The following is a 12,642-nucleotide window of genomic DNA, read 5'->3' on the forward strand; positions in this document are numbered from 1 at the left end:
CGAGGTGACGGCGTGAGCGCGCTGGGCCGGCTGCTGATCGCCGGTGCGGGCGCCGCGGCGGCCCGGTACGCGCTGCGTGAGGCGCGTACCTCCCCGGCCGGGCCCGCGTTGGAGCGCACCAACTTCCGTGGCCGCACGGTGAGCCTGGCCGCCGGGCCGGCGCTCGCCGCCGGCGCGGCCGCCGCCGGCGCGTTCGGTGCCACCGGCGGCGCCGCTGGTGGGGCCGCCCTGGTCGCCGGTCTCGGCGCGGGCGGCGTCGGCCTCTACGACGACGTGGTCGGCGCGCGGCCGGAGCAGAAGGCGGCCAAGGGCTTCGCCGGGCACCTCGCCGCGCTGCGTGAGGGGCGGGTCACCGCCGGCCTGGTCAAGGTCGTCGGGGTGGGTGCCGCCGGGCTGGGCGCCGCCGCGCTGCTCGCCGCCGACCCCCGGGTCGCCGCGCACCCGCGCAGGCAGAGGCACGGCGCGATCGGCCGGGGTGTCGACGTGCTGCTCGGCGCCGGCGTGATCGCCGGCACGGCCAACCTGCTCAACCTGCTCGACCTGCGGCCGGGCCGCGCCCTCAAGTCCGGGCTGCTGCTCGCGGCGCCGCTGACCGGCGGCCCGCAGGGCGGGATCGCCGCCGGCGCGGCCGGCGCCGCCGCCGGCCTGCTCCGCGACGACCTGGCCGAGGACGTGATGCTCGGCGACAGTGGCGCGAACGCGCTCGGGGCGCTGCTCGGCGTCGCGCTGGCCGCCCGTACCGGCCCACTCGGCCGGGCCGGTCTGCTCGCCGTCCTCGCCGGGCTCACCGCCGCCAGCGAGAAGGTCAGCTTCACGGCGGTGATCCAGCGGACCCCGGGGCTCCGCGAACTCGACGCACTGGGCCGACGCGCCGACTGACGTGAACAGACCGGCACCCCTCGCCGGCGCCGGCCGGCTGGCCGGGGCAGCCGCGCTCATCGCCGTCCTCACCGTGGCCAGCCGACTCGCCGGCTTCGGCCGCACCGCCGTGTTCACCTGGAGCCTGGCGCCCACCGACCTCGGCGGCACCTACGTGGTGGCCAATGCGGTGCCGAACTTCATCTTCGAGATCGTCGCCGGGGGAGCGCTGGCCAGCCTCGTCGTACCGCTGCTCGCCGGCGCGGTCGCGGCGGGCGACCGGACGGCCGTGGCCCGGACCACCGGAGCGCTGCTGACCTGGACGCTGGCCCTGCTCGTCCCGCTCGCGCTGCTCGTGGTGCTGCTCGCCGGCCCGGTGGTCGAGTCGCTGGGCCACCACCTGACCACCGCCCAGCAGCAGAGCGGCGTGCGGATGCTGCGGGTCTTCGCGCCGCAACTACCGCTCTACGGGGTCGGCATCGTGCTCACCGGGGTGCTCCAGGCACACCGCCGTTTCGCCTGGCCGGTGCTCGCCCCGTTGCTGTCCAGCCTCACCGTCATCCTCGTGTACCTGGGGTTCACCGCTACGCAGGGCCGGTACGCCACCGTCGGCGGGGTGAGCCCCGGCGGCGAGTTGCTGCTCTCCGGCGGCACCACCCTCGGCGTGGTGGTGCTGTCGTTGTCGTTGCTGATTCCGGTCCGCCGGTTGCACCTCGGGCTGCGGCCCGGGTTCGGGTTCCCCGCCGACGCGCGGGCCCGGGTCGGCGGGTTGGCGGTGGCCGGCGCGGTCACCGTCACCACCCAGCAGATCGCTCTGATCGTCAGCCTGAACCAGGTCACCGCCGGCGCGCGGAGCAACCCGGGCGTCTACAACCTGGCGCAGACCGTCTACCTGTTGCCGTGGGCGGTGCTGGCGGTGCCGCTGGCCATCGCGGCCTACCCGACCCTGGCGGCGGCGCGGGCCGCCGGCGACGAGCACACCTACCGCGCGACCCTGGCACCGGCCGTCCGCGGTGTGCTCCTGTTCAGTTGCCTCGGCACGGCCGCGTTGATCGGGACCGCCGGGCCGGTCGGGCACTTCTTCTTCCCGTCGGACACCGCGTCGACCGCCGCCGCCGCGATCATCGGGTACGCCCCCGGTCTGGTCGGCTACGGCCTCTTCGCGGTGCTCACCCGGGCGCTCTACGCCAGGGGCGAGACCCGGGCGGCGACGCTCGCCACGGCGGTCGGCTTCCTGGTGGTGCCGGCCGTCGTCCTGCTGCTCGGCGCGGTGCTGCCATTGCGCGACCGGGTGCTCGCGGTGACGTCCGCGAACTCGGTGGGGATGCTGGTGCTCGGCGCGCTGCTGCTCCTGGCGGTGCTGCGCAGCGCCGGCCGTCCCGCCCTCGCGGGTGCGGCGCGGGCCGCAGCGGCCGGAGGCGTCGCCGGTGTGCTCGCCGGGCTCGCCGGGTGGGGCCTCAGCCGTTGGCTCGACCAGTCGGACGGCGGCACCCCGACGACGGCGGCGGCGTTCGGTCAGGGCATGCTGTCCGGGGTTCTGGTTGGGGTTGTGTTCCTCGCCGTGGTCTGGTTCGTCGACCGGCGGGACGTAGCGCCACTGCTCGCCGGGGTGCTGCGGCGTCTGGGCCGGCGGGGGCCGTCCGGCGGTGCGCCGACACCGGGCGCGGGCTCCGCGGAGCGGGGCGACGGGAAGGAGACGGCGACGCGATGACTGAGCCAGCTCTGCCTGCCGGCTGGTCGGGCACCGTCGCGTTGGTGCTCGCGTCCAGCACCGGCGGGGTCGGCCAGCACGTCCGTTCGGTGGCCCGTGGCCTCGTCGCGGGTGGCGCCACCGTCCTGGTCTGCGGGCCCGCCGCCACTCAGGAGCAGTTCGACTTCACCGGTGTCGGTGCCCGGTTCCAGCCGGTGGAGATCCCGGCCAGCCCGACTCCGGCCGACGCGCGGGCGGTGCTCGCGCTGCGCCGGGTGCTTGCCGCCGCCAGCGTCGACGTGGTGCACGCGCACGGCCTGCGGGCCGGGTTGGTCGCCGTGCTGGCCCGTCCGGCCGCCCCGCTGATCGTCACCTGGCACAACGCGGTGCTTGCGGGGGGACTGCGGGGCGGGGTGTCCCGGCTCGTCGAACGGGTGGTGGCCCGGGGCGTGCGGGTGGCGCTCGGCGCCTCCGCGGACCTGGTGCGACGGGCCGCCGAGGTGGGCGCCGCCGACGCCCGGCTCGCCCCGGTTGCCGCGCCGACGCTGCCCCCGCCGCGTCGACGCCCGGCGGCGGTACGCGCCGAGTTCGGTGTCCGCCCGGACCAGCCATTGATTCTCTCGGTCGGGCGGTTGCACCCGCAGAAGCGTTACGACGTGCTGATCGACGCGGCGGCCCGCTGGCGTACGCGTACCCCGCCGCCGGTCGTGGTGATCGCGGGCAGCGGGCCGGCGTACCTGCCGCTCGCCGCGCGGACCTCCGCCGCCCGCGCCCCGGTGACCCTGCTGGGGCACCGCACCGACGTGGCCGACCTGCTCGCCGGCGCCGACCTGGCGGTGGTGACCAGCGACTGGGAGGCGCGACAGCTCTTCGCCCAGGAGGCGCTGCGCGCCGGCGTGCCGCTGGTGGCCACCGCGGTCGGCGGTCTCCCGGACCTGGTCGGTGATGCCGCCACGCTGGTCCCCGCCGGTGACGTGGACGCGGTCGACGCGGCCGTACGCGCGTTGCTGGACGACCCGGCGGCGCGGGCGGAGTTGGGCCGGCGTGGCGCCGAACGGGCGGCGACGTGGCCGACCGAGGCGGACACCGTCGCCACGCTCGCCGCTCTCTACGCCGAGTTGGCCGGGAACCCCGGCGGTCCGGCGGCCGCCCCGGGCTCCGACGCCCCGAGAACGGGACACCGGTGATGCTGCGCCGAATCGCCCCCGCCCTGTTGACAGTGCTCGTGGTGGCGCTGGGCGTCACCGCGCTCGCGGCCCGCCCACCCCAGGGCACCCCGCAACGCACCGCCGACTTCGTGGTGCTCGCCGGGATCGCCGGGCTGCGCTGGGAGGACGTGGATCCGCAGAGCACCCCGACGTTGTGGCGGATGGCCCAGGACGGCTCGATCGGCTCACTGTCGGTGCGTTCCGCGCACCGGCCCACCTGCCCGGTGGACGGCTGGTTGACCCTGGGCGCGGGCAGTTTCGCCGCGTGGAACGGCAGCCGGTCGGTCGACGGTTGCCCGTCGGCGGCGGTGACAGTGGAACAACCGGACGGCATCGGCGCGAACCTGCCCGACCAGGAGAGCGTGGTCCAGTACAACCAGCAGCGGCTGCCCTGGGGCGCCATGCCCGGCTCGTTGTCCGAGTCGGTGCGGTGCTCCGTCGCCGTGGGCCCCGGCGCGGCCGTGGCCGCCGCCCGACCGTTCGGCCGCGTCGACCGGTACGCCTCGGGCCTGCCGGCCGACCCGCGGCCGCTGCTCGGCTCGTGTGTGCTGAGCATCGTCGACCTCGGCACGGTGGAGGGGGCCGACCCGGCCACCCGCGCCGAGGAGGCCCGCGCGGCGGACGCCGAGCTGGCCCGGGTGCTGGCGGCGCGACCCCCACGGTCGTTGGTGCTGGTCGCGGGGATCTCCGACACCACCCAGCCGGCCCGGCTGCACGTGGCGGTCGCCGACGGGCCGGGCTGGGAGCGGGGGTGGCTCACCTCGGCCAGCACCGGCCGGGACGGGTATCTGCAACTTGTCGACCTCGCCCCGACCGCCCTCGCGGCGTTGGGCCGGCCCATGCCTGAGCGGCTCTTCCTCGGCCGTCCGGCGATCAGCACCGGCGGCCGTCCCGCCGACCTGACCGAGGCCATCAACGCGCCGGCGAACGCCGACCGGGAGGCGGCCGCCCAGCGCTCCGTCTCCGGGGTGTTCTTCGCGCTGCTCGCCGGGGTGCAGGTGCTGTTGGCGATCGCGATCCTGCCGCTGCTGCGCCGGGCCCGTCCGCACGCCGGCCCGGCCGGTCCGACGCCTGTCTCCGGGCGGATCGTGGCGGTGATGGAGCTGTTGCTGGTCGCCGCGGCGTTGACAGTGCCGGCGGCGCTGCTGGCCGACGCGGTGCCCTGGTGGCGTGGCGAGCACCCCGGGTGGATCTTCGCCGGGGTGACCGCGCTGCTGGTGGCCGCCGGCACCGCGGCGGTGCGGTTCGTTCCCGGGTACGCGAACACCCTCGGGCCGCTCGGCGCGGTGGCCGGCCTCACCACGCTCGTGGTCGGGCTGGACGTGCTCACCGGGGCCCGCCTCCAGCTCAACAGCGTGGTCGGCTACTCCGCGTTGCAGGGCGGCCGGTACGCCGGGCTGAGCACTGTGGGGTTGGGAGTGTTCCTCGCCGGCGCGCTGGTCACCGGGGGCTGGTTCGCCCAACGGGTGCACCGGGGCTGGCGGCCGGCGGTGATGGTGGCGGTGGGTGGCCTCGCCGTGGTGGTGGTCGGCAGCCCGTACCTGGGCGCCGACCCGGTCGGCGCGATCGCGCTCACCGCCGGGGTGAGCGTCGCCGCCGTGATCAGCGCCGGTGGCTGGTTGACGATCAGCCGGTTGGCCTGGGCCACCATGGCCGCACTGGCGGTCGGTATCGGGTTCGCCGTGGTGGACCTGCGGCGTCCTGCGGCGGAACGGGGCAGCCTGGGCCGGTTCCTCTCCGCGCTCGGTGACGGCACCGGCGGGTTCGCCGTGCACCGGTCCAGCACGGAGAACTTCGAGACGTTGGTCAACAGCCCGCTGACCGTGCTGGCGCTGGCCGGCGGGTTGCTGGTGTGGTTCGCCCTGTTGCAGCCGTGGGGTGGGCTGATGCGGCTGTTCGGCATCTACCCGGCCGTTCGGGCCGCGTTCGCGGGCACTGTGGTCGCCGCGGTGCTCGGTGGTGTGCTCGACGGCGCGGCTCTGGATCTGATGGGCGCTGCCGCCGCCCTGGTGGTGCCGATGGCGGCCCTGGCGTCGCTGCGGGTGCTCGGGCATGCAGCGGACCGGACCCGCCCGGTAGCGGGCCGCTCCCGGGCCAACGGCGCCGACGGCGCCGACGACGACTCGGGGTCCGGCGGGGTCGGCCCGGTCGGTGGGGGTGACGGTCCGACCGGCGGCGGTGGGCCGCTGGGTGCCGTGCACCCCCGTCCGATCAGCGGCCCGCCCGCGAGCGCACCGGCGAAGGTCGCCCAACCGGCGTCGGACACCCCGGGCGAGCGCCGCGGGGACGCCGACGAACCGGCCGAGCCGACCGGGAGCGGGTCGACGCCGGACGCCGCGCCGACGGTGCCCGTAGCGCCCCGGCAGGTCTCCCGGTCATCGACGGAGGTTGCCGCGTCCTGAGCGCCGGGCCTCGTCCGGATGGCCCGGAGGTGTCGCAGCCGGGGTGCGGCCTGCGGGTACCCGCCCGGGAGGTGTTACCGTCGAATCCCGTGGATCGCGTGATCACTTTGCTGATCAAGCACGGCGGTCTGCATGACCGCGACAGACGACACGGGAGCAGGCCTTGGCCCCATCAGCACGGACGACCAGGCACATTTTCGTCACCGGGGGCGTCGCCTCCTCGCTGGGTAAGGGCCTCACCGCCTCCAGCCTCGGCAACCTGCTGACCGCGCGCGGGCTGCGCGTGGTGATGCAGAAGCTCGACCCCTACCTGAACGTCGACCCGGGGACGATGAACCCGTTCCAGCACGGTGAGGTCTTCGTCACCGAGGACGGCGCCGAGACCGACCTCGACGTCGGGCACTACGAGCGGTTCCTCGACCGGGCGCTGTCCGGAAAGGCGAACGTCACCACCGGGCAGATCTACTCCGACGTGATCGCCAAGGAGCGGCGCGGCGAGTACCTGGGCGACACCGTTCAGGTCATCCCGCACATCACCAACGAGATCAAGTCGCGGATCCTGGCGATGGCCGACCCGGACGAGGACGGCCAGCTTCCCGACGTGGTGATCACCGAGGTCGGTGGCACTGTCGGCGACATCGAGTCGCTGCCGTTCCTGGAGGCGATCCGCCAGGTCCGCCACGATCTGGGCCGCGACAACTGCTTCTACCTGCACGTCTCGCTGGTGCCGTACCTGGCGCCCTCGGGTGAGTTGAAGACCAAGCCGACCCAGCACTCGGTGGCGCAGCTGCGCAACATCGGTATCCAGCCGGACGCGATCGTGCTGCGCTGTGACCGGGAGATCCCGGTCAAGCTCAAGGAGAAGCTGTCGCTCTACTGCGACGTGGACGCCGAGGCGGTCGTCGCCGCCCCGGACGCCCCGAGCATCTACGACATCCCGAAGGTGCTGCACCGGGAGGGGCTCGACGCGTACGTGGTGCGCCGGCTCGGCCTCTCCTTCCGGGACGTGGACTGGACCAGCTGGGACGACCTGCTGGAGCGGGTGCACCGCCCCCGGCACACCGTGACCGTCGCGGTGGTCGGCAAGTACGTCGACCTGCCCGACGCGTACCTGTCGGTGAGTGAGGCGATCCGGGCGGCGGGCTTCGGCCACCGGGCCCGGGTGCAGCTGCGCTGGGTGCCCAGCGACGAGTGCGTCACCCCGGCCGGCGCCGCCGCGGCGTTGGCCGGTGTGGACGGCATCCTCATCCCCGGCGGCTTCGGCGTGCGCGGTATCGAGGGCAAGATCGGCACCGCCCGGTACGCCCGCGAGGCCGGCATCCCGCTGCTGGGCCTCTGTCTCGGCCTGCAGTGCATGACCATCGAGGTGGCCCGGCACCTGGCCGACCTGGACGGCGCCAACTCGTTGGAGTTCGACGAGCAGGCGGCCCACCCGGTCATCGCCACGATGGCCGACCAGGAGGACATCGTCGCCGGCCGGGGCGACCTGGGTGGCACCATGCGGCTGGGCGCGTACCCGGCGACGTTGACCGAGGGCTCGATCGTCGCCGAGGCGTACGGCAGCACCGAGATCAGCGAGCGGCACCGGCACCGGTACGAGGTGAACAACGCCTACCGGGACGCGCTGACCAAGGCGGGCCTGCACATTTCCGGCACCTCGCCGGACGGCCGGCTGGTCGAGTTCATCGAACTGGACCGGAGCCTGCACCCGTTCTTCGTGGCCACCCAGGCGCACCCCGAGTTGAAGAGCCGCCCGACCCGCCCGCACCCGCTGTTCGCCTCGTTCGTCAAGGCCGCGGTGGCGTACTCGCAGGCCGACCAGCTGCCGGTCGACCTGGACGCGGCGGCGGAGGCCCCGACGACGCGCAAGGCCGCCCGCAACGGCGCCGCGACGAAGGCGTCGTCGGCCTCGTGAGCGAGCGCAGCGAGCGAACCAGCAGGCTCAGTGGGGCGTCTCGCGCCGTCGTCGAGCGCAGCGAGGCGGCGGCGTGAGCAACCTTGAGCACCGCTACGAGGTGCGTTCCCGGGAGGAGCGGTACCGGGGGCGGATCTTCGACGTGGTCACCGAGGAGGTGACCATGCCGGGCGGTGGGACCGGTCTGCGTGACCTCGTCCGGCACGTCGGGGCGGTGGCCGTGGTGGCGCTCGACGACGCCGGCCAGGTGGTGCTGATCCGGCAGTACCGGCACCCGGTCGGGCGGCACCTGTGGGAGCTGCCGGCCGGTCTGATGGACGTCTCCGGTGAGGAGCTGCCGGTGGCCGCGCTGCGGGAGTTGGCCGAGGAGGCCGACCTCACCGCCGGGCGGGTCGACGTGCTGGTGGACCTGCACAGCTCGCCGGGGTTCACCAACGAGATCGTCCGGGTGTTCCTGGCCCGCGACCTCGCCGACGTGCCGGCCGACGAGCGGCACGAGCGCCACGACGAGGAGGCCGACCTCCAGGTCGTCCGGATCGACCTGGACGAGGCGGTCGCCATGGTCCTGGCCGGTGAGATCACCAACGCGTCCGCGGTGGCCGGGCTGCTGGCCGCGGCCCGCGCCCGGGACACCGGCTTCACGCAGCTGCGTCGGGCGGACGCGCCGCTGCCGCGCTGAGCGACGCCGCCGGTCCAGCCGGCGAGGGAGTACGCGCCAAAGGGGCCCCGCGGTCAGCCGCGGGGCCCCTTTCGCTTGCTGGTCTAGGAGTCGCGCAGCGGACGGCCCTGCGCGTCCGTGCCGCCGTTGACCAGGATGAGGATGCCGTCGACGAGGCCCCAGAGAGCGCCGACGCCGCAGGTCACCAGGCTCACGACGAGCTGGAGAACGGCAATCTTGGTGTGTCCGGTGTAGAACCGACCGGCACCGAAGGTGCCGAGCAGGATGCCGAGGATGCCCGCGACGATCTTGCTCTTGTCGGAGACGCCCTGGGGGTACCCCGGCTGGGGGTAACCGGGCTGGTAAGGAGGAGTGGTCATGGGCGGACACACTAGTGATCCACTCGCCGGCTGTCCGCACCGCCGTCCGACAGATGGGACGATAATGGTGAAACACTGTCCTGTCGGCTGAGGTGACGCTCGACCGCTGAATCCCGGCGGTGCCCTGACACATCGTCAGGACACCCGGGCACCGGATGCCACTGTGCTGGCTCTCGGCGGCACCGGGCGCGCCTAGACTGCCGCCGCAGGACCGGTGTACCGCGATGGCAAAGGGGCCGTCGTGGCACCGAGCAGTCGGGGGAGAGCAGCCCCGAAGAGAGGTGTCTGCATCGTGAAGGTCGGAATCCCACGCGAGGTCAAGAACCACGAGTACCGCGTGGCGATCACGCCAGCGGGTGTCAACGAGTTCACCCGCAGCGGCCACCAGGTCTTCGTCGAGTCCGGCGCCGGGGTTGGCTCCAGCATCACCGACGAGGAGTTCGCCGCCGCCGGCGCGAAGATCCTCGCCACCGCCGACGAGGTGTGGGAGTCCGCCGAGCTGGTGCTCAAGGTCAAGGAGCCGATCGCCGAGGAGTACCACCGGATGCGCGAGGGGCAGGTGCTCTTCACCTACCTGCACCTGGCCGCCTCCAAGGAGTGCACCGACGCGCTGATCGACCGCGGGGTCACCGGCATCGCGTACGAGACCGTCGAGCTGCCCGACCGGTCGCTGCCGCTGCTCGCCCCGATGTCCGAGGTGGCCGGCCGGCTCGCCCCGCAGGTGGGCGCCTTCTACATGATGCGTACCGGCGGTGGGCGCGGCGTGCTGCCCGGCGGTGTCTCCGGCGTGTACGCGGCCAAGACCGTGGTCATCGGCGCCGGCGTCTCCGGCATGAACGCCGCCGCGATCGCGCTGGGCCTGCAGTCCGAGGTGCTGCTGCTGGACAAGAACGTCGCCCGGCTGCGGCAGGCCGACGCGATCTACCGGGGCCACCTGCAGACCGTCGCCTCCAACGCGTACGAGGTCGAGCGCGCCGTGCTCGACGCCGACCTGGTCATCGGCGCGGTGCTGGTGCCCGGCGCGAAGGCCCCGACGCTGATCTCCAACGAGCTGGTCTCCCGGATGAAGCCGGGCAGCGTGCTCGTCGACATCGCCATCGACCAGGGCGGCTGCTTCGAGGACTCGCGTCCCACCACGCACGCCGACCCGGTCTACAAGGTGCACGAGTCGATCTTCTACTGCGTCGCGAACATGCCCGGCGCGGTGCCGAACACCAGCACCTACGCGCTGACCAACGTCACCCTGCCGTACGCCCTGGAGCTGGCCAACCAGGGCTGGCGCGAGGCGCTGCGCAACGACCCGGCGCTGGCGCTGGGCCTCAACACCCACGCCGGTCAGGTCACCTACGGCCCGGTCGCCGAGGCGCACGGCATGGACGTGCTCCCGCTGGCCGACGCGCTGGCCTGAACGGTGGCGGGCTGACCAGCGGCACGGACTCCGCCGGCGTGGGCAGACCACCCACGCCGGCGCTGCGCCGTGCCGTTCGCGGTTACCTCGACCACCTGACCGTCGAACGTGGCCTCGCCGCGAACACGCTCGCCTCGTACCGTCGGGATCTGGACCGCTATCTGGCCACCCTGGCCGATGCCGGCGTCACCGACCTCGCGTCGGTCGGCGCCGGTCTCGTCGAGTCGCACCTGGCGCGGCTGCGCGCCGGCGACGACGCGCACCCGCCGCTGGCGGTCTCCTCCGCCGCCCGCGCGGCCAGCGCGGTACGTGGCCTGCACCGCTTCGCGCTGCGCGAGGGCCTGGCCGGCGCCGATCCGAGCCGCGACGTCCGCCCGCCCACGCCGCCCCGGCGGCTGCCCCGGGCGCTGCCTGTCGACGACGTGGTCCGGCTGCTGGAGACCGCCGGCCCGATCACCGCGACCGGCGACGACGCGCCCCTCGCGCTGCGCGACCGGGCGCTGCTGGAGTTCCTGTACGGCACCGGCGCGCGCATCTCCGAAGCGGTCGGCGCCGCCGTGGACGACCTCGACACCGACGACGGCACGGTGCTGCTGCGCGGCAAGGGCGGCCGGGTGCGGCTGGTGCCCATCGGCGGGTACGCCGTCGACGCCGTCCGCGCCTACCTGGTCCGGGCCCGCCCCGGGCTCGCCGCCGCCGGCCGGGGCACCCCGGCGGTGTTCCTCAACGCCCGTGGCGGCGCGCTGTCCCGCCAGGGCGCCTGGGGCATCCTGCGCCGCGCCGCCGACCGGGCCGGGCTGCCCGTCGACGGGCCCGCCGCCGTCTCCCCGCACACCCTGCGCCACTCCTACGCCACCCATCTGCTCGACGGCGGCGCCGACGTCCGGGTGGTCCAGGAGCTGCTCGGCCACGCCTCGGTGACCACCACCCAGGTCTACACGTTGGTCACCGTGGAGCGGCTGCGCGAGGTGTACGCGACCACCCACCCACGCGCCCAGGGCTGAACCGGTCGCGGTCGACGCCGACACGCCGGGCCGGTGCCGAACCCCCTGCTGGTCGGTGGCGTACAGTCGGCATCGGCGCGGACCTCCTGGAGCGACACGACCGGGGTGCGCAGCGGCGCCGCGAAGGACGTCGGACGGCTCCGACGCCGGGTGGGTCGTCGGGAGGGGGCAACGAGCACATGGCTGGCAACGGTGACCGTGCCGAGACCTGGACGTCGGAGCTCCGGGAGCAGCAGGCCACGCTCGGCGCGGACCTGGGTCCTGCGGACCCGGCTGCCTACACGATGCGCAAGCCCATTCCTGAGCCGATGCCCACCGACCGGCACGGCCCCGCGCGCATCATCGCGATGGCCAACCAGAAGGGTGGCGTCGGCAAGACCACCACCACCATCAACCTGGGCGCCGCGCTCGCCGAGTACGGCCGCAAGGTGCTGCTCGTCGACTTCGACCCGCAGGGCGCCCTCTCAGTGGGGCTGGGTGTCAACCCGCACAACCTCGACCTGTCCATCTACAACCTGCTCATGCAGGACGACATCATGGCCGAGGACGTCGTCATCAAGACCGACGTCGCGGGGCTGCATCTGCTGCCGGCCAACATCGACCTCTCCGCTGCCGAGATCCAGCTCGTCAACGAGGTCGCCCGGGAGATGGCCCTGGCCCGGGTCCTGCGCACGGTCCGCAAGGAGTACGACTACATCCTGATCGACTGCCAGCCGTCACTCGGCCTGCTGGCGATCAACGCGTTGACCGTCGCGCACGGTGTGCTCATCCCGCTGGAGTGCGAGTTCTTCAGCCTGCGTGGTGTGGCACTGCTGCTGGACACCATCGACAAGGTGCGCGAGCGACTCAACTTCGACCTGGAGCTCGAAGGCATCCTCGCGACCATGTACGACAGCCGCACCACGCACTGCCGCCAGGTCCTCCAGCGGGTGGTGGAGGCGTTCGGTGACAAGGTCTACCAGACGGTCATCACCAAGACGGTGAAGTTCCCCGAGTCCACCGTGGCCGGTGCCCCCATCACGACGATGGACCCGGCCTCCTCAGGGGCACGTAACTACCGTCAGCTGGCCCGCGAGGTGATCGCCGCCCAGTCGGAGCGGTAGCCGGAACGCCCGGTGC

Annotated in this window: 10 protein-coding genes; 9 read left to right on the forward strand and 1 reads right to left on the reverse strand. The window is 74.0% G+C overall.

Annotation, left to right across the window (positions count from 1 at the left end; genetic code table 11):
• The first annotated feature begins 12 nt into the window (after nt 1–12).
• The 6 genes from ACQRWP_RS06590 to ACQRWP_RS06615 all read left to right on the forward strand — a co-directional run bounded on the left by ACQRWP_RS06590 (nt 13) and on the right by ACQRWP_RS06615 (nt 8,752).
• Nucleotides 13–879, forward strand: a complete 867-nt coding sequence (locus ACQRWP_RS06590; protein ID WP_430501253.1) for a hypothetical protein — start codon at nt 13–15, stop codon at nt 877–879.
• 1 nt (nt 880) lies between these two features.
• A complete protein-coding gene (gene murJ, locus ACQRWP_RS06595; RefSeq protein ID WP_430501254.1) occupies nt 881–2,569 on the forward strand; it encodes a murein biosynthesis integral membrane protein MurJ in 1,689 nt (562 codons plus the stop codon).
• A complete protein-coding gene (locus tag ACQRWP_RS06600) occupies nt 2,566–3,735 on the forward strand; it encodes a glycosyltransferase family 4 protein (protein ID WP_430501255.1) in 1,170 nt (389 codons plus the stop codon). The genes murJ and ACQRWP_RS06600 overlap by 4 nt, the downstream gene beginning before the upstream one ends.
• A complete protein-coding gene (locus tag ACQRWP_RS06605; RefSeq protein ID WP_430501256.1) occupies nt 3,735–6,158 on the forward strand; it encodes a hypothetical protein in 2,424 nt (807 codons plus the stop codon). Before ACQRWP_RS06600 ends, ACQRWP_RS06605 begins: the two co-directional genes overlap by 1 nt.
• 163 nt (nt 6,159–6,321) lie before the next feature.
• A complete protein-coding gene (locus tag ACQRWP_RS06610; protein ID WP_430501257.1) occupies nt 6,322–8,073 on the forward strand; it encodes a CTP synthase in 1,752 nt (583 codons plus the stop codon).
• Nucleotides 8,074–8,146: 73 nt separating this feature from the next.
• Complete coding sequence (locus tag ACQRWP_RS06615) at nt 8,147–8,752, forward strand: NUDIX domain-containing protein (protein WP_430501258.1); 606 nt, start codon at nt 8,147–8,149, stop codon at nt 8,750–8,752.
• Nucleotides 8,753–8,835: 83 nt separating this feature from the next.
• Here ACQRWP_RS06615 and ACQRWP_RS06620 read toward each other — a convergent pair whose 3' ends face one another.
• Nucleotides 8,836–9,111, reverse strand: a complete 276-nt coding sequence (locus ACQRWP_RS06620; protein WP_238687158.1) for a TM2 domain-containing protein — start codon at nt 9,109–9,111, stop codon at nt 8,836–8,838.
• Nucleotides 9,112–9,403: 292 nt separating this feature from the next.
• On the opposite strand from ACQRWP_RS06620, the gene ald reads away from it, so the two are divergent.
• From ald to ACQRWP_RS06635, 3 genes are all read left to right on the forward strand, one after another.
• On the forward strand, nt 9,404–10,519 hold the full coding sequence (gene ald / locus ACQRWP_RS06625; RefSeq protein WP_354947341.1) for an alanine dehydrogenase: 1,116 nt from the start codon (nt 9,404–9,406) through the stop codon (nt 10,517–10,519).
• A gap of 38 nt (nt 10,520–10,557) precedes the next feature.
• The gene (locus tag ACQRWP_RS06630; RefSeq protein WP_430501259.1) at nt 10,558–11,523 is read left to right on the forward strand and encodes a site-specific tyrosine recombinase XerD; all 966 of its coding nucleotides are present in this window, start codon (nt 10,558–10,560) and stop codon (nt 11,521–11,523) included.
• 179 nt (nt 11,524–11,702) lie between these two features.
• Nucleotides 11,703–12,626 (forward strand): ParA family protein, encoded by a 924-nt coding sequence (locus ACQRWP_RS06635; RefSeq protein ID WP_410819150.1) that lies wholly within the window; start codon nt 11,703–11,705, stop codon nt 12,624–12,626.
• Nucleotides 12,627–12,642 lie beyond the last annotated feature (16 nt).

This window comes from Micromonospora trifolii (genome assembly GCF_050516465.1).
GTDB lineage: Bacteria > Actinomycetota > Actinomycetes > Mycobacteriales > Micromonosporaceae > Micromonospora > Micromonospora trifolii.